The 17,003-nt window shown below is 68.7% G+C and carries 13 protein-coding genes; 6 read left to right on the top strand and 7 right to left on the bottom strand.

Going from position 1 to position 17,003, the window contains the following annotated elements; genetic code table 11:
• Positions 1-29: 29 nt before the first annotated feature.
• The 3 genes from ABH920_RS39335 to ABH920_RS39345 form a co-directional block, all read right to left on the bottom strand.
• Positions 30-2,144, bottom strand: a complete 2,115-nt coding sequence (locus tag ABH920_RS39335; RefSeq protein ID WP_370354443.1) for a PQQ-dependent sugar dehydrogenase — start codon at positions 2,142-2,144, stop codon at positions 30-32.
• A 94-nt stretch (positions 2,145-2,238) separates the two neighbouring features.
• Entirely contained in the window at positions 2,239-3,810 is a 1,572-nt protein-coding gene (locus ABH920_RS39340) for a glycoside hydrolase family 28 protein (protein WP_370354397.1), read from the bottom strand.
• A gap of 258 nt (positions 3,811-4,068) precedes the next feature.
• On the bottom strand, positions 4,069-5,364 hold the full coding sequence (locus ABH920_RS39345) for an MFS transporter (protein WP_370354398.1): 1,296 nt from the start codon (positions 5,362-5,364) through the stop codon (positions 4,069-4,071).
• A gap of 607 nt (positions 5,365-5,971) precedes the next feature.
• On the opposite strand from ABH920_RS39345, the gene ABH920_RS39350 reads away from it, so the two are divergent.
• The gene (locus ABH920_RS39350; protein ID WP_370354399.1) at positions 5,972-7,882 is read left to right on the top strand and encodes a serine/threonine-protein kinase; all 1,911 of its coding nucleotides are present in this window, start codon (positions 5,972-5,974) and stop codon (positions 7,880-7,882) included.
• Positions 7,883-7,927: 45 nt separating this feature from the next.
• Here the strand turns inward: ABH920_RS39350 and ABH920_RS39355 are convergent, their stop codons facing one another.
• Together ABH920_RS39355 and ABH920_RS39360 are read right to left on the bottom strand one after the other, a co-directional pair.
• Complete coding sequence (locus tag ABH920_RS39355; protein WP_370354400.1) at positions 7,928-8,827, bottom strand: arylamine N-acetyltransferase; 900 nt, start codon at positions 8,825-8,827, stop codon at positions 7,928-7,930.
• 42 nt (positions 8,828-8,869) lie between these two features.
• A complete protein-coding gene (locus tag ABH920_RS39360) occupies positions 8,870-9,496 on the bottom strand; it encodes a TetR/AcrR family transcriptional regulator (protein WP_370354401.1) in 627 nt (208 codons plus the stop codon).
• A gap of 98 nt (positions 9,497-9,594) precedes the next feature.
• Between ABH920_RS39360 and ABH920_RS39365 the strand changes: the two genes are divergently transcribed.
• Both ABH920_RS39365 and ABH920_RS39370 read left to right on the top strand, forming a co-directional pair.
• On the top strand, positions 9,595-10,350 hold the full coding sequence (locus tag ABH920_RS39365; protein WP_370354402.1) for an MBL fold metallo-hydrolase: 756 nt from the start codon (positions 9,595-9,597) through the stop codon (positions 10,348-10,350).
• A 496-nt stretch (positions 10,351-10,846) separates the two neighbouring features.
• Positions 10,847-12,604, top strand: a complete 1,758-nt coding sequence (locus ABH920_RS39370; protein ID WP_370354403.1) for a condensation domain-containing protein — start codon at positions 10,847-10,849, stop codon at positions 12,602-12,604.
• A gap of 129 nt (positions 12,605-12,733) precedes the next feature.
• Here the strand turns inward: ABH920_RS39370 and ABH920_RS39375 are convergent, their stop codons facing one another.
• Positions 12,734-13,135, bottom strand: coding sequence for a hypothetical protein (locus ABH920_RS39375; RefSeq protein WP_370354404.1), 402 nt, complete (start codon positions 13,133-13,135; stop codon positions 12,734-12,736).
• A gap of 191 nt (positions 13,136-13,326) precedes the next feature.
• Here ABH920_RS39375 and ABH920_RS39380 point away from each other — a divergent pair, with 191 nt between their 5' ends.
• Positions 13,327-13,854, top strand: a complete 528-nt coding sequence (locus ABH920_RS39380; protein WP_370354405.1) for a hypothetical protein — start codon at positions 13,327-13,329, stop codon at positions 13,852-13,854.
• A gap of 79 nt (positions 13,855-13,933) precedes the next feature.
• On the opposite strand, the gene ABH920_RS39385 is transcribed toward ABH920_RS39380, so the two are convergent.
• The gene (locus ABH920_RS39385) at positions 13,934-14,596 is read right to left on the bottom strand and encodes a GntR family transcriptional regulator (RefSeq protein WP_370354406.1); all 663 of its coding nucleotides are present in this window, start codon (positions 14,594-14,596) and stop codon (positions 13,934-13,936) included.
• 70 nt (positions 14,597-14,666) lie between these two features.
• Between ABH920_RS39385 and ABH920_RS39390 the strand changes: the two genes are divergently transcribed.
• Both ABH920_RS39390 and ABH920_RS39395 read left to right on the top strand, forming a co-directional pair.
• Complete coding sequence (locus ABH920_RS39390) at positions 14,667-15,218, top strand: SRPBCC family protein (RefSeq protein ID WP_370354407.1); 552 nt, start codon at positions 14,667-14,669, stop codon at positions 15,216-15,218.
• Between the two features lie 93 nt (positions 15,219-15,311).
• A complete protein-coding gene (locus ABH920_RS39395; protein ID WP_370354408.1) occupies positions 15,312-16,781 on the top strand; it encodes an amidohydrolase family protein in 1,470 nt (489 codons plus the stop codon).
• Positions 16,782-17,003 lie beyond the last annotated feature (222 nt).

Consider the following 17,003-nt stretch of genomic DNA (forward strand, 5'->3'; position numbering starts at 1 on the left):
CCTCAGTCGCGCAGTCCCATCACCTCAGCTCAGGACAGCGCCACATGAAAGATCTGGTTGTTGCTGTTGTGGGGAATGCTGTCCTTGTCGCCGCCATTGGACGTGGCCATCCACATCCCGCCGTCCGGCGCCGGCTCGACGGTGCGCAGCCGGCCGTACGTCCCGACGAAGAACTGCTGGACGTTGGTCAGGCTGCTGCCGCTGATCTGCTCGCGGTACAGGCGCGTCCCGCGTTCGCAGGCCACGTACAGGAAGTCGCGGATGATGGTGATTCCGCTGCACGAGCCCTCGGCCACCGGGTAGGTGTGCTTCGGCGCGATGAATCCTGCTGTGCCGCAGGTGCCGGACGTGCCCTCGCAGGACGGCCAGCCGTAGTTGCCGCCCTTCACGATCAGGTTGGTCTCGTCCATGATGTTGTTGCCGAACTCCTGCTCCCACAGGCGGCCCTCGGCGTCGAAGGCGAGCCCCTGCACGTTCCGGTGCCCGTAGCTCCAGACCGCGTTGTGGAACGGGTTGTCGGCCGGGATGGTCCCGTCCGGGTTGATGCGCAGCACCTTGCCGTTGAGGCTGCTGGTGTTCTGGGCGTTCGCCCCGTTCTGCGCGTCGCCGGTGCCGGCGTAGAGGTACTTGCCGTCCGGGCTGAATCGGAGCCGTCCGCCGTTGTGGAACTTGTTGCGCTCGATGCCGGTCAGCAGGATCTGCTCGGTGGCGGTCTGCAACGTGTCGGTGGTCGGGTCGTACTTGATCCGGACGATGCGGTTGTCGGTCGGCGAGGTGTGCATGATGTAGAGCCAGTGGTCCGAGGCGAAGCTCACCGGGTTGATCTCCAGCCCGGTCAGGCCGCCCTCGCCGTCGGTGCTCTGCACGTTCGGCACCGTGCCGATGCTCTTCTTGGCTCCCGTCTTGGGGTTCAGGTGCACGATGTCGTGGGCGTCGCGCTCGTTGAACAGGATCGTGCCGTCCGGCAGCGTGACCAGGCCCCACACCACGTCGTCGTCAGTGCCGACCTGGGTCACGGTGCAGACACCCTGCGACGGCGGACAGCCGTCGGCCGCCGACGTGGTGACGTCGACGAGCGGTGTGCTGCCCGCGCTCTCGTTGGCGTTGCCGTCGTAGGCGGTGACCTGGAAGTGGTAGGCGGTGTTCGGCGTGAGGCCGTCCACCTGCGTGCCGGTGGCGTTGGCGTCCGCGGTGCCGACCTGGGTGCGCGTGCCGTTCACCACGTTGTAGACGCGGTATCCGGCCACCGCGACGTTGTCGGTCGAGGCGGTCCACGCCAGAGTGACGCTGGTACTCGTCACCGCGGTGGAGTGCACGTTGCCGGGTACCGTCGGCGGCGTGGTGTCGCCGGACGGCGGGGTGGTGACGTGCAGCGTGCCGGACGGCTGGCTGACGTTGCCGGCCGCGTCACGGGCGTTGACGTAGAACCCGTAGGCGACGTTCGGACTGAGCGAGGAGCAGGTGGCTGTCAGGGTACTGCCGCCCACCTGCGCGCACAGCTGACCGTCGTGGTAGATGTCGTAGCCGCTGACGCCGACGTTGTCGGTCGAGGCCGCCCAGGCGATGGTGACGCTGTTCGGCGTGTCGGAGACCAGCGTCGGGGTCCCCGGCGGGCTCGGCGGCGTGGTGTCGCCGCCGATCGTGCCGTAGACGCCGAGTTCCTGCAGCGAGTAGCCGTGACTGGCGTCACTGCGGCAGCGTTTCGTTCCGTACATGCGGACGTAGCGGCCGGTGCCGTCGAGCGTGGTCAGGTCCTCCACGCCGCCCTTGCCGGCGGTCGTGCTGTAGATCTTCGTCCAGGAGGTGTGATCGGCTGAGACGTCGATCTCGTACGCGGTCGCGCAGGACGTGTCCCACTGCAGCCGCACGCGGCTGACGTGCGCGGTCGCGCCGAGGTCGAGGTAGATCCACTGCGGGTCGGCGCCCGCGGCGCTGGCCCAGCGGGTGGTCGAGCTGCCGTCGTCGACGAGCGCGGCGGCGCAGCAGCTGCCGGAGGAGGAAGCGGTCGCCGGTTTGTTCAGCGACAGCAAGGGATCGGCGGCCGGAGCGGCCGCGGGCGTCGAAGTGGTCTGATTCGGTGCAGCCGCCTGAGCCGCGACTGCCGCCGACGGCGACCAGCGGGCCGGCGCGGCGGACGCCGGCACCGACGCGATGCCCGCCACCGCCAGCGCGGCGGCACCGGCCACCAGAATCAGCCCTCTAATGGGTCTGAACCCTCTGAACATCCCGTCGCCCCGCTCAGCCGAGGCCGGAAACGTCGAGGCCGGGGACATCCAGATCTCGGGCGCCGGTACCGCAGCTGCTCGTCGAACCGCTTGCCGACACGCGCAAGGCGCCGCCGGAGGTGTTCTTGCTGTTGCTGACGCAGTACCCGGAGATGTTCTGGAAGCCGATGTCGAACGGACTGGAACTGCTGGTCTGCGCGGTCAGGCCGTCGAAGGTGATGTCGCTGCCGGCGTTGGCCAGGATCGCCGGCCGGCCGTCGCTCGCCCCGGTCTTGACCTCGCTGCCGGTGAAGTGGATCCCGGAGACGTTGTGCAGGTACCAGCCGTAGGCCGGCCGGGTGCCGATGCTGTTCGGGTTGTAGTCGCCGTTGTTGCTGGGCACGCCGGTGGACATGGTGCCCTTGCCGCCGGGGACCGTGATGTTGACGTTGGTGAAGGTCTCGTTGCTGATCTGGTGCGAGGCGTCGGCACCCCAGATCGTCGGGCTGTAGTCCGGGCTGGACGCGCCGGTGCCGGTGATCGTGTCGTATGTCACGTTACTGATATGCCCGACCGTCGGTTTGCCGCCGCATCGAAGCCTCGTGCCGATCTTCTGCATGATCGGCGAGTGCACGCCGGTCATGGTGATCTCCTTGTAGTGCACGTCGGAGATGTCGGCGCCGTCCATGCTCACCATGCCCAGGCCGGACTTGCCGGCGCCGAGGATGGTGATCTGCTGGAACTGGTAGTCGGTGAAGGAGCCGCAGGTCTCCGAGCCGAACATCAGGGCGTTGCAGCACTTGGCCTTCAGCGTGGAGCCGGTGACGGTCACGTGGCCGCTGGGCAGCGTCGCCCCGAGCGCGTAGTCGCTCTTGAACACCAGCGCGTCGTCGTTGGAGGAGATGTTCGCGTTGGTGATGGTGACGTGCGTCGTGGAGATGATGTTCCAGCCGTCGCGGTCGCTGGAGGTGTTGATCGTGAGGTGGTCGGAGACCACGCCGTCACAGCCGTTGATCAGCGCCCCGAAGTGCCCGCCGCGAGCCAGCGTGATGCCGCTGAGCGTGAGGTTGGTGCACCGGGTCAGGGAGATGATTTTGTCGGCCTGGCCGGCGCCGGGGTTGCCGGCGATCAGGCTTCCGTTGCCGTCGATGGTGCCGGAGCCGGTGAAGCCGATGTTCGAGAGCTTGTCGCCGTAGAACATGGCGTCGTGGAAGTGGCTGTGCCCGTAGTCCTGGTACTTGTCGTAGGGGTTCGCCTCGGCGGCGTCGTAGGTCTTGGCGCTGGAGCCGAGCACCTTGGAGCCGGCGTCGAGCTGGATGGTGACGTTGCTCTTGAGGTGGATCGTGTTCGCCGACTTGTAGCTGCCGGACGGGAACTCGACGATGCCGCCGCCGGCAGCGTTCGCGGCGGTGACGGCCTTGTTGATGGCCGGGGAGTCGTTGGTGGAGCCGTTGCCGGTGGCCCCGTAGTTCTTGACGTTGAACACCGCGGCGGCGTGCGCGGCGGGAGCCGCCTGTGCAGCCGAAGCGACCGAAGCCGCGGACGGGCCGGCGGCCGACGCGGCGAGGGCGGTGCCCTGGACGCCCGCCAGGGCGAGCGCCGCCACGGCCGTAGCCGCTGCGAGACGCAGGATGCGGTGTCGTCTGCCCCTGCTTCGAGGGGCGATCATATATGATGTCACGACCCTGAGTGAACATGACATCAGATGATACGGCAAGGTTAAGAAACCTTACTCCTCTGAAAACCCAGCTCAGAGCCACAAGAGCAAGCGGGCGTGAGCCAGCCGTCGGAGGTCCCTGAAGGGATCTTGCAACGATTTTGGCATCTCATATACGAGATCTTGCCCCGCTTCAGCTCGCTGGCTTCAACTCGCCGTCGCCCCGATGAGCCGCGCCCGCTCCCCCAGCGCCTTCTCCGAGTCGTAGCGCAGCAGCGACGGAACCAGGGCGGCCAGCAGCCCGATGCCGGCCAGGCACGCCAGGCCGCCGGAGACCACCGACACCCGCGGCGTGAAGGCCGTTGCCACCGCTCCGGATTCCAGGTCGCCGAGGCGTGGACCGCCGGCGACCACGACCATGTAGACGCCCTGCAGCCGGCCCTGCAGGCCCGGGGGCGTCACCACCTGCATCATCGTCGACCGGTACACGGCGCTGACCTGGTCCGCGGCACCGGCCAGGGCGAGCATCAGCAGACCGAACCAGAGCACGGAGGTGGCGCCGAACATCGCTATGGAGCCGCCCCAGACCACGATCGCCAGGATCACGCCGAGCCCCTGGCGCCGGACCCGGATGATGAGGCCGCCGAGGCCGGTCATCAGCAGCGCGCCGGCGGCCGGGGCGGCGTACATGAGACTGGCCGTGCCCGCGCCGCCGTGGTACTGACCGAAGGCCAGCGCCGGGTACAGGGCCTTGGGCATACCGAAGATCATCGCGTTCACGTCCGCCAGGAACGAGGCCATGATGATCCGCTGCCCGCGCACGAAGCGCAGGCCCTGGAGCACCGAGGCGAGCCCGGCCCGGGGCGCGTCCTCGGCGGCGGGCAGCGTGGGCAGGCGGGCGACCGAGTAGAAGGCCGCGACGAACGTCGCCACGTCGATCCCGTAGGCCCACGCAAAGCCGCCGGCCCCGACCGCGACCCCGGCCAGCACCGGCCCGACGATCACCGAGAAGGTCATGCTGCCGTAGGACAGCGTGTTGGCCGCGGGCAGTTTCTCGGGGCGGACCAGCAGCGGCGTGATCGAGCGCCGCGCCGGGTTGTCGACGGCCGCGAAGCCCGCCTGTACCGCGACACAGACGAACAGCAGCGGCACGCTCCGCAACCCGGCGGCCGCCTGCGCCAGCAGTGCGACGCAGACTGCGGTCGTCGCCACCGAGGTGACCAGCAGCAGCTTGCGCCGCTCGACCGCGTCCGCGATCGCCCCGCCGTACAGGCCGAAGAACACCAGCGGCACCAGCGCCGCCAGGCTCACCAGCCCGACCTGCAACGACGAGTGCGTGATCGAGTACACCTGGACCGGCACGGCGACCTGCGTCACCTGCGTCCCGATCGACGACACCGCCTGCCCGGCGAACAGCCGGCGGTAGGCCGGCGACGCCCGCAGCGGCGTGATGTCCGAGACGGCTGCTCGGGCTGCTCGGCCCAGACGTGCGGTAAGACTCACCGCGGCATGCTATCTGTGACAGCCGCGGCGGTCGGCAGCGGTGGCGAGCGGCGGAACGCGGCCCCGCGCTGGCCGAACCGATCGGGTCCAGTATGACGACGGGTCTTCCCCGATCGGCAGGGAGATCCCGCATGGCAATTGTCCGCCTGCCAGGCCGAGCGGATCAGGGTTATGATTTAGCGGCCAACGCCACCTTTACCTCAGCGGCCGAGTGGAAGGTACGAGAAGAAGCGACTCCTTGAAATGGCGGAATAGTGCCACGGCGGCAATTTCCCGTCACCGCGAAGATGTACCCATTCTCGCAGTACAACAGCCTGCCAACGCACCCTCAACGGAACAGTCGCGAACAATTGTTCGCGGGCCGCGACGACACGCGGGCTATCTCAAAGTCTTGTTCAAGACTTATTCCGGTTGAGCAGCGATCCGCCTGAGTAGCCGCCACATAGATGGCCGCCTACTGGTCAGTACTTTTCGAGCGGATGCTCGCTGCACCCACGATCCGGATGACCTGCAGCGGCCTGCGAACATCGGCAGTACCAGGGGGAGAAAGATGCCTGAACCGACCCAATCTCACCAAAGCCGCCGTGTGGTCGGTAAGCAATACCATGTGCGCCGCCTTCTCGGCACCGGCGGCATGGGACGGGTGTGGCTCGCCCACGACGAGCGGTCGGGCATCGACGTCGCCCTCAAAGAGGTGCGCCTCGACACGGTGACCGGACAGACCGACAGGAAATCGCACCTGAGCAGAGCCTGGCTGGAGGCCCTGCACGCGCTGTCGGTGGCCAAAAGCTCCAACATCGTCGAGATCCTGGACGTCTTCGAAGAGGACGGCCGCCCGTGGATCGTCATGGAACTCGTCATCGGCAAAACCCTGGCACAAGCGGTGGCCCAGCACGGACCACTCCCACCGGTCCACGTCGCGCACATCGGCAAAAGAGTGCTCATGGCCCTGACCGCCTGCCACGTGAAGGACATCGTCCACCGGGACGTCAAACCCTCCAACATCCTGCTCGCCGACGACGGCCGGGTACTGCTCACCGACTTCGGCATCGCCGCCGGCGGCAGCCACTACGACATCACCATGGGAACCCTGACACCCAACGGAATCGCAGTCGGCACCCCGGAATACATGGCACCCGAGCGCATGCGGGGACGCCCCGCGACCGCCGCCTCCGACCTGTTCTCCCTCGGCGCGACCCTGTACTTCGCCGTCGAGGGCCACTCACCCTTCCGCCGCGACAGCTTCGTGACGAGTTCAGCGGCGGTGCTTTTTGAGCCCGTCGGCGAACTCCGGCGCGGCCCCGTGTTCAAGCAGCTGCTGTCCGGTCTCATGGAAAAGGACCCGTCCGATCGGACACAAACCGCGGATGCCTATGACAAGTTGACGCGCATCATCGACTACAACGGCGCGATCCCTTTCGACGGAGCCGTACCAGCCGTACGAGCCGTACCGCCGACCTCCGGCCCCGTCGCGACGACGCACCCCGCCAGACTGCGGCGCGCCCCCAACGACGCGACGGTGGCAGTACGTGTGGGTCCTGCGGGGGCGAAGAAGAAGGGGCCGGGACAGGGCCACGTGAAGCTCGTGTGGGATCCCGCCGGGCACGACCGCAAGCTCGCGACCATCACCCAGGAGCTGCGCGCCGGCCGCTACACCCTGGCCGCTGAGCTGCTGGCCGACCGGCAGGTCCCCGAGGACGTGCGCGACTACCGCTACTTGATCCTGGCCCAGATCGCCGCGTCCAACGGCGTGGACACCGCGTGGCTGGCCGAGGAGCCCGCCGGTCCCGAGGCGGCGCTGCTGCGCCTGCGGGCCAACGTCATCAGGGCCCTGCAAGCGCACCGTGGAAACCACCCCCGGGCCGAGGAACTCATCCAGCTGGCCGGGGCGCAGTGCCTGGAGACCGCCGAGCGGTTCCCGGAGGACCCCCTGCCGTGGATCGCACTGCTGCACCTGGCACCGGCGGCGCCCGACAACGTTCTGGGCCCGCCGGAGCTGCGAATCAACGGCCCCTGGCGGACGATGGCCGAGCTGTGGCAGCGCGACCCCTGGAACCGCGAGGCGCACCACCGCCTGCTGACCGCGGTCGGCCCCAAGTGCGGCGGGTCAGCGTCCTCGGTGTCCGGGGTCGCGCACTGGATCGCCGGCCACGCGCCAGCCAGGTCAGCGCTGCTGGTACTGCCGCTGGTAGCCCTCGTCGAGGCGTTCCGCCAGCAGCTGGGACCCGACAACCTCAACCAGACCCTGCTGACGCACCGGAACTGGTCGACCGCGTACGCGGAGCAGGAAACAGAACGCTGCTACCTCGAATGGTTCGCCCCGAACGGCGGCCACGGGGCATTACTGCCAGACCTTCACCACCTGGCGCACGCACTGTGGGCCGGCTTGCAGTGGCTGCCGGCCACCCACGTCTTCGACGCCATCGGCCCCTACGCGCTGACCACGCCTTGGTCTCTACACGGCAATCCGGAACGGGTGCTCCTCACGTCCCGGGAGCGCTCCATGACCGAACTCTGAGCAACCGGCCGCATCAGCCCTCGCGGGACTCGTCCCGGGCACTGGCTAGTTCTCGGCCGCTTGACGCTTCGCCCGCCACTCCGCCTCCGCGATCTGGATGCGGTCCCACATGGCTTCACGGTCCGCGTCGTCGACGTCCGAGAGGTCCAGGTGGAACACGTCCGTCGCCATCTTGAACAGCTCGTCGGCGGACTCGAGCATGCGAGTCGTGCGCTGTCCGGCTCCTTCATCGCGCGTGTACGTGTCACCCAGCACGTACTCGGCACAGTCGGCATCGCGGCGGAAGAGCTCGAACCACTTGACGTAGGGCGCCTCCGGCGACGTCGACAGATGGATGTGGATGCTCTTGAAGTCCTCCCACGTGGCCGGCGCCAGGGTGAAGTCCATGCTGTGGAAGGTGGTCTGCGCCGGATCGGTGTGGAACCGCCAGGCGTCCGGGCCGATCTCCGGCAGCCGCCGCAGCTCGAAGGTGAAGGGGCCCTGGACGTGGACGCCCTCCCGGAGCGGGATGGGCTCGTGGTGCGAGTTGGCCAGGCCGACGTCGACCGACCAGCGTTCGCCCTCGATCACGACGGTGAGGGCCATGTGCGTGTCGTATTCGTCGGCGGTCGCCTTGGCGGTCGCGGCGGAGCCGTTGATCTGGCCGCGATGCATGGTGACGTCGTATCCCAGGACGGTCAGCAGCTCGGCGAAGGCGTTGTTCAGGTTGAAGCAGTAGCCGCCCCGGCCGGCCAGGACGCGGGCGATGGACTCGGCCGGGTCGATACCCTGCGGGCGTCCGAGCTGGATGTCGAAGTTCTCGAAGGCGACGAACTCGACGTGCGCGCGGTGAAGTCGGCGCAGAGCGTCGAGCGACGGAGTGCCGAGGATCTCCGGATCCTCGACGCCGAGCTTGGCCAGGTAGGGCGCGACCCAGGCGGGATGATCGGTCGTCTTCGAGGTCATGATCGGGAACCCTAGTGCGGCACCGCGTTCATTCTCAAAGGATTAACGCGGTTCCGCACCGACCGCCGCCGTGCCGGTGGCACCGGTCCCCAGGGTCAGTGCTCGGGTGAGTGCGGCGCGGGTGTCGTCCGCCAGGGTGTGCGGATCGTTGCCGAGGCGTTTGGCGGTCTGGAAGCAGGCGAGCGCGATTTGGCCGGCGAGGACGGCGGTTGCCTCATCGGATCCGCGCCGGATGAGCAGTTCGCTCAGCTTGTCCCCGAACTGCTGCATCTTCACGGCATCGCGGTCGCGCAGTTCCGGGTGCTGCTCGATCAACGCGAAGTGGCGCGTATAGCCCGCGGGGTCGGCGGTCGCCCAGGCGCACAGGGCGAGCAGGACCGGGCCCAGTTGCTCGACGCCCTCGGTGACGCTGCGCGGAGGCGGGGCGTCGTCCGCCTGGCCGGCCGCGGCGACCAGGTCGAGCAACTCCTGCTCCCGGGCGAACACGACCTCCTGCTTGTCCCGGAAGTGGCGGAAGAACGTGGTGCGTCCGACCTCGGCGCGTTCGGCGATGTCGCCGACCGAAACGCCGTCGAAGCCGTGCTCCTGGAACAGCTCCTGCGCGGCCTCGATGATGCGCTGCCGCGCCTGGCGCTGCTTGCGTTCGACAAGAGGCCGCGTCGAGGTCATGCGCGCAGCATATCTCGGCGGTTGCCGTCCCGGAAGGTACTGGGTATATTTTGGTACTGAGTACCAATCCGAACGGAGAACCTTATGAGGAAGACCCCATGACCGAGCCACTCGTCATCACCCGAATCACGCACAGCTGCCACCTGATCCAGATCGGCGACCGCACCGTGCTGACCGACCCCTGGTTCTCGCAGCGCGCCTTCTACCACCCGGGCGAACCGATCGCCCTGCAGCCCGAGGCACTGCCGCACCTCGACGCGGTCGCGATCAGCCACGAGCACTACGACCACTGCGACCTCCACGCCTTCAGCCGCTACCCCCGCAAGGACGTGCCGCTGCTGGTCGCCGGACCGGTCGTGGAGAAGGCTCGCAAAGCGGGATTCAGCAACGTCCGCGCGCTCGAGCCGTGGCAATCCGCGCGGGTCGGCGACCTGACCATCTCCGCGGCACCCGGCAAACACGGCGTCTACGAGGTCACCTACGTGATCAGCGGCGGCGGCCGCAGCGTCTACTTCGCCGGCGACACCCTGCTCATCCCGGAGCTGCACACCCTCACCGACCGCTACGGCCCGCTCGACGTCGCACTGCTCCCCGTCAACGGCCTGCACACCCGGATTCCGCGCAGCAGGCAAGTCGTCATGAACGCCGAGGAGGCCGCCGAACTCACGGCCACCCTCCGCCCCAAGCTCGCCATCCCCCAGCACTACGCCTTCACCGGCGGCACCATCGGCGACACGCTCTTCCTCAAGAGCGACAAGGATCCCGCCCTCTTCGTGGATGCCGTCCACCGCCTCGTCCCCGACGTCCCGGTCAAAGTCATCAACCCCGGCGAACCGCTGACCATCAGCCCCTGACCCGACCCAGCCCGCGGTACGGCCTTGCGCCGCCCGCTCTTCGAGTCTTCGAGGAGGGAGGCAGGGTCCTGTCACTCGTCATGACCGACGCGCCCGAGAGCGAGGACGCACTCGCGGGGCCCGCGGCAGCCACCACGACACCGAGGAAGCCCTCCGCTGGTCGGCGCCCGGAACGCACATGATGCGCACCGCCACCGAGCAGGCACTGACAGGCATCATTGCGGGAAAGTCCTGCCTGTCTTGCCATGGCCCAGGGCACTGCGTCAGACTCCTCCCGAGAGTTCGCATGCGAGCTCTGAGAGCGCTCGAACCTGCGACAAGCGGGCCGATCGCAATAGCCTGCCTCCCCCTTGAGACCGTGTGATCGCCACCCGACGCAGCGGTCCTCGAGCTTCATGACCCGTGCCGAGGCCGTGGCCGAGGGGTGCCGTCGGCGCCGAGTCCTCCGATGCCGGCCCGAGTACACATTTCGCGATCCGCCAGGAAGGACCGGCGCATGACTACGACGTCGTCAACTGTCCAGGTGCGTGTGGCATACCGCGGCCGCCGTCGGGAGCCGGGTCCGCTGACCTTCGGGCAGGCCAACGTGCTCAGCTGGGTGAGTCAGGATTCGAACGAGTGGTCGGCGGTGATCCCGGTCATCCATCCGGTGGACGGGAGCGTGTCCGTCGAGCGGGTGGCGGAGGCGATCGGTGTCGTGATCGGACGCCACGACTCGCTGCGGACCAACTATCTGCGCCAGTCCGGTGAGGCGATCCAGGTCGTCCGGGAAGCCGGAGAGCTGGTCGTGGACGTGCACGAGGACCCCGACGGCGACGCGCAGCTCCCGGCGAAGCTGGCTCGGCAGATGTCCGCCAAGCCCTTCGAGCTGACCGCCGAGCTGCCGGTGCGGGCCGCGATCATCACCCGGCGCGGGGGGCGGGACGAGCCACAGACCACGATCGTCATGGTCGTCACGCACATGGCCATCGACGTGGGCAGCGGCGTGATCCTGACCGAGGAGCTGACCGATCTGGTCGGCGGCAAGAGCCCCGACGACCTGCCGGACCCGGGCCTGCAGCCACTGGACCAGGCACGCGTCGAACTGGGCCCCGGCGGCCTGCGGCGCAGTCAGAACTCGCTGCGGTACTGGCGCACCCGGCTGGCGCGGGGCCCGCTGCGGCTGCCCGTGCCGCCGCTGGCCGAGCCGGGCGAGTCGCAGCAGCTGCGGATCACCTCGCCGGCCGCGGCCCTGGCCGTCACCCGGATCGTGGCGCGCACCAACGTCGGGCACTCCAGCGTCGTACTGGCGGCGGTGGCCGCCGTGCTGGGCCGGTACACGGGAGAACGATCGACCCTGCTCGCCTCGCTGAGCGCCAACCGGTTCAGCAGCACGCTGCGCGGCTACGTCGGCGCACTCGCGCAGGACGCCCTGATCGGCCTGGACCTGACCGCCCCGACCTTCGACGCGCTCGTGGAACAGGCCCGCGCCGCCCAGCTGACCGCGCTCAAGCACAGCCAGTTCGACGCCAAGGCGGTGTGGGCGGCGATGGACGAGACCTTCGACCGGCGCGGCGTCGGCTTCACCCGCGACTGGGTCTTCAACGACGTCGCGGCCACCGTGGAACCCGAACGGCAGGACACCGAGCCGGCCCCGCTGGAACTGGTCGACCAGGCGCGGCCGGCGACCCGGGTCACCCGCAGGCCGGCCGAATCCCAGCTGCCGGTGATGCTCTTCTTCCAGGTGCTGCGAGCCTGCGGCGAACTCGAACTCGACGTCAACGCGAACGGGCAGTTCTTCACCGCGGACACCGCGGAGCACCTGCTGCGCGAGGTCGAGCACCTGCTGATCGACGCCGCCGCCGGCGACACCGCCCTGGCCCGGCCCGAACCGCCGACCGACCGCAACGGCCAGTGGTGGCAGATCGACGGCTGCCAGGTACAGCGCACCGCGGTCAACGAGCTCCTGGGCCCGACCGGCCGGGCCTTCCTGGACGGCGACGAACTCGTCGGCTACCTCGCCGAACCCGCCCTTACCCCGCGCTCGGCGCACCTGACCAGCCTGGCCGGGCTGCGGTGGCGCCCCACAGCCATGACACCAGCGCGCTACGTCATCTGCGCCACCGCGCCGGACGACCTGGACGATCTCGCCGCGTGGCGTCGGCAACCCGTTCTGGCCGAAGGCGACGGCCGCCCGGGGCTCCAGGAAGCTTTCGCCAACCATTCATCGCCCGCGCCGGAGACCGAGGCACGCCCGGACGACCAGGACCAGTGATCAGATCAGGCCGGCGCGCGCCCGGGCCGTATTGCCGGACGACCTCGTCGTTGATCGCTGCAGTTTGAATCGGCCCCCTCCCCAGCGCGGTGTCGGCGCCGTCCCTAGCACCGACACACCCGGGGGCGCCTACTGCGGGATGTAAACGGTGCTGCTGTACACCCAGCCGTATTGCTCCCCGTCGCCGAGTATCGCGATGGCACTGGCTTGGTAGTCGCCGGGCGTGGCGCCCCCGGAGACAGTCAGGCTGGCGCTGTAGGTGGAGCCGAAGTTCTGCCCCTTGGCCACAGGTGCGCCCCCGTTGTAGGACAGGTCGGCCTCCAGGTACAGGGTCGTCGGGTACGCACAGTGGATGATGGCGGTGGATGACACGCTGCCTCCGGCGTACGCCGGGTTCGTGACGGTCAGAGTGCACGGGATGGCGTTGGCCTGTGCGGCGCCGGCGGAACCGACCATGCCGGCGGTCAGCAGCATTGCGAGGGTTACGGCGCCCCGGCCGAGGAAACGGGCTCGTCGTATCGTTTCGTCCATGGGGGTATTCCTCCTGTGCTCAGACTGAGGCTTCCCCCGTTCCGAGCGACTCTCCGGCCGCCGCGGACATCATCAGAGTTCTGCGAAGCAGAGGGATAGTCAAGTCTGGGTCCACATGGCGATATGCCAGGGATGAGATCGTGTCAGAGATCGCGCGCTCAGCGATGCGGGGGGGGGACTGCCGATGCCCGGTGTGGCAGTCGCGGTGGCGGTGGGTCGCGGGGTGCGCCAGCAGGAACGGGCCCGCGGCGCGGTCGGACAAGTCCGTCGACGGGGCGATCCAGTTCGCCGCCGCTCAGGTCGTCGCCACCGGCGATCTCGCCAGCGCCGCCGCCGGCCACGTCGACGTCTGGCTCGACGCCTCGGGTCTCCCGGTCGAGATCGTCTTCCAGTCCGCCGCGGACAAGCAGTCTCCTGGCCGTACCGAGCTGCATTTCAGCCAGTGGGGCCGGCCGGTCACGATCACACCGCCGCCGGCTGATCAAGTCCTCACGGAACAGGACCAGATCTCGTTCGCGATCCCCGGCCGGCAGTTCGAAATCTCCGGAGATCACCCGGACGGTCCGACGTTCTCGCAGAGCGGTGGCGGCACCATCATCGGCCGCCCTCCGTCGGGCGACTCAGGCCAGCCGGTCTGCGTCCCGGTCAGTGTCTCGTTGCCCGCCCAGCCGGCGCCGACGACCCTGTGCGTCACCTTGTCGGCACCGACGCATACCTGAGCCGTTAGTCCGCAGGTTCGGGTTCAAGCCCCTGGCGGCGGCCAGAGTTCTGACAGGCAGCAGCTCAGCCTTCGAAAAGTCAGCCGCCGGCCGGCGCCATCGCCGCCCGGGCCCGGGCCAGGATGTCGGTGACCGGGCGCTGAAGCAGTTCGGCGAGGCGTTCCCGGTCCTGCGCGGCCACGGCGGCGAGGATCAGGCGGAACTGCACCTTCGATTCCTGCGGTGCGGCCAGGATGTCGTAGTTGCGAGCGCGGTACGCGGCGGTGCGGGCCCACAGGCGTTCGATCTCGGCGATGATCAGGGCGCGGTCGCAGAGCCGGTAGATCGACAGGTAGAAGTCGGCCATCGCCTCGCGGGCCAGGTCCGGGCGGCCGAGGAGGGCGTCGGACTCGATGCGGTCGACGTGCGCCGACAGTTCGGCCAGTACCTCTGGGCCGGGCCAGCGGATGGTTCGGATCGCCTCGTTCTCGAGCAGGTCGCGCAGGGTGTAGAGCTGCTCGATCTCCTCGGTGCTGAACTTCGCGACGAAGTAGCCCTGGTTCAGGCCGTGGATGAGCAGCCCCTCGTTGCTGAGGATCTCCAGGGCTTCGCGTACCGGCGGCCGGGAGACGCCGCATCGTTCGGCCCAGACCTGTTGGCGGAGTTGCTCCCCCGGGGACAGCTCGCCGCTGAGGATGGCGCCGCGGACGGCGTCCAGAACCTTCGCTGTCGTCCGGCTCGCGGGGCGTGCAAATGTGGCCACGCCCGAACCGTAGCAGCCTTCCGAGCTCCCCCGATTGACAGCGGCGGCGTTCGTCTTCAAGATTGAAGACATGATTGAAGACACGAACGGCACGGCCATCGCGGACCTCTACGTGCCGCAGATTCCGGACAACCTGAACATCCGGTTCGTGGAGAACCGCATCGTCGTGAAGCGCCCGGCGCAGGTCGTCTACGACTGGGTGACGACGTGGGCGAATCTGCCGAAGTGGCTGCCGATGGCCTCGGGCACCGAGGTGCTGCGCGGCACCGCGGGCGCCCCGGCCGAACTGGGCGACGAGCTGCTGGAGCACATCTTCCCGGAGCTGAACGAGAAGCCGAAGCTCTACACGGTCGTGGCCCGGGTCCCCGGCAAGCTGTGGACGGTGGTCGGCCGCGACGTGCTCGACGACGGCACCCCGGCGGCCCGCATGCACGCGATCGCCACGTTCACCACCTTCGACCTCGGCGACGGCACGACGCTGTTCTGCCGGCTCTTCGAGCGTCTGGTACCGCCCACCGAGCCCGCCGGGCCGCACCCGGTCGAGGACCCGGCGCGCATCCAGCCCGGATTGGAAGCGCTGAAGGCGCACATCGAGGGCACAGCCGTGCAGCCCGGCGCGTAGCGGATAGCAGGACCCTCACACACCCGCAGTCCCCGAACAACCGGGCCCACCGGACCGAACGCCGCCGAACGCCGCCGTACCAGGAGCCACCCGATGTCCTCGACCACCCACCGACCAACCACCCCTCGACCGACCGTCCTGCGCGGCGGCACCGTCCTCACCGTGGATTCCGCCCACACCGTCCTGGAAGACCACGACGTGCTCTCGATCGACGGCCGGATCGCCGCGATCGGCGCCGGCCTCGCCGTCCCCGACGGCACCGAGGAGATCGACGCCCGCGGCGGCCTGGTCATGCCCGGCATGATCGACACCCACCGGCACATGTGGCAGACCACGACCCGCGGCTACGGCGCGGACTGGACCCTGACGCAGTACTTCGTCTGGTACTACCTGAACTGGGGCAAGAAGTTCCGGCCCGAGGACATCCACGCCGGCAACGTCCTCGGCGCGCTGGAGGCGATCGACGCCGGCGTCACCACCACCGTCGACTGGTCGCACGGCCTGCAGACCATCGACCACGCCGACGCCGCGGTCGACGCGCTGGCCTCGGTACCGGGACGATTCGTCCTGGCCTACGGCAACATCCAGGACGCCCCAGCCACCTGGACCACCGCTCCGGAATTCCACACGTTCTTCCAGCGCCGAGCCGGTGATCTGGAAGGCTTCCAAATCGCCTTCGACGTCACCGGCGACCCCGGCTTCCCCGAACAGCCGGCCTTCGACGCCGCCCGCGAACTCGACATGGCGGTCACCACCCACGCCGGAGTCTGGGGCGCCACCGGCGACGACGCGATACGACTGATCCACGAGCACGGATACGCCGAGGCCCGCACGGTATACGTACACGCCTCCACACTCTCAGCAGACTCCTACGACCGCATCGCAGCGACCGGCGGCTCAGTATCGGTGTCCACAGAAAGCGAGCAAAGCGCCGGGCAGGGCTACCTCGCCACCGCTGCCCTGCGCGCGCACGGCATCCCGGTGTCGTTGTCGATCGACAGCTGCGTGCTGTGCAGCGGCGACCTGTTCACCGCGATGCGCACCACCCTGGGCGCCGACCGCGCCTACGAACACCTGACCGCACACGCCCGCGGCGAGACCGTCACCCACGCCGCCCTGCACGCCGACCAAGTCGTCGAATGGGCCACCCTCGGCGGCGCGCGGGCGATCGGGCGCGAGCGCGACCTGGGCAGCGTGGAAGTCGGCAAGCTGGCAGACCTCGTGCTCATCCGCAACGAGAACTCACCGGCCATGACGCCGCTGCTGAACCCGCACGGACACGTCGTCCTGCAAGCTCAACGCGGTGACGTCGACACGGTCCTGGTCGGCGGCCGGATCGTCAAGCGCCACCACCGCCTGGTCGACGTCGACCTGGCCGCAGCCCGCCGCGCGGCCGAGGCCACGGTCGACTACCTGCGCGCCGAGATGGGTGAGCAGGCCTGGCACCTGGACATGAACCCCGACATCCCGCAGACCAAGGTCCTCGACAACCCCTACACCTACACCGACTACCGCTCGGCGGCCACCCACGGCGACAGCGAATCAGCCGAATCAGGGAGCTGACGCAGGCTCCGGTTCACAGAAGAGCAGGTTTCCTCGGCGGTTGTAGGAGAAACAGTGAGTGACAAGCTACCCACACTGACACGCGGGCAGGCCGCCTCGCACGACGACCGGACCTGGGCGTCCTCGCGGGCCGGTCTGGCCCTGGCCACACTGGCGACCGCCCAGTTCATGGTGGTGCTCGACTCCTCGATCGTGAATGTCGCCCTGCCATCGATCCACCGT

The organism is Catenulispora sp. EB89, assembly GCF_041261445.1.
GTDB lineage: Bacteria > Actinomycetota > Actinomycetes > Streptomycetales > Catenulisporaceae > Catenulispora.

Bases quoted from the DNA above. Each gene is read 5' to 3' on its own strand.
- ABH920_RS39360 (WP_370354401.1), bottom strand. From the start codon at position 9,496: ATGACCTCGACGCGGCCTCTTGTCGAACGCAAGCAGCGCCAGGCGCGG.
- ABH920_RS39355 (WP_370354400.1), bottom strand. From the start codon at position 8,827: ATGACCTCGAAGACGACCGATCATCCCGCCTGGGTCGCGCCCTACCTG.
- ABH920_RS39395 (WP_370354408.1), top strand. From the start codon at position 15,312: ATGTCCTCGACCACCCACCGACCAACCACCCCTCGACCGACCGTCCTG.
- ABH920_RS39375 (WP_370354404.1), bottom strand. From the start codon at position 13,135: ATGGACGAAACGATACGACGAGCCCGTTTCCTCGGCCGGGGCGCCGTA.
- ABH920_RS39390 (WP_370354407.1), top strand. From the start codon at position 14,667: ATGATTGAAGACACGAACGGCACGGCCATCGCGGACCTCTACGTGCCG.
- ABH920_RS39370 (WP_370354403.1), top strand. From the start codon at position 10,847: ATGACTACGACGTCGTCAACTGTCCAGGTGCGTGTGGCATACCGCGGC.
- ABH920_RS39365 (WP_370354402.1), top strand. From the start codon at position 9,595: ATGACCGAGCCACTCGTCATCACCCGAATCACGCACAGCTGCCACCTG.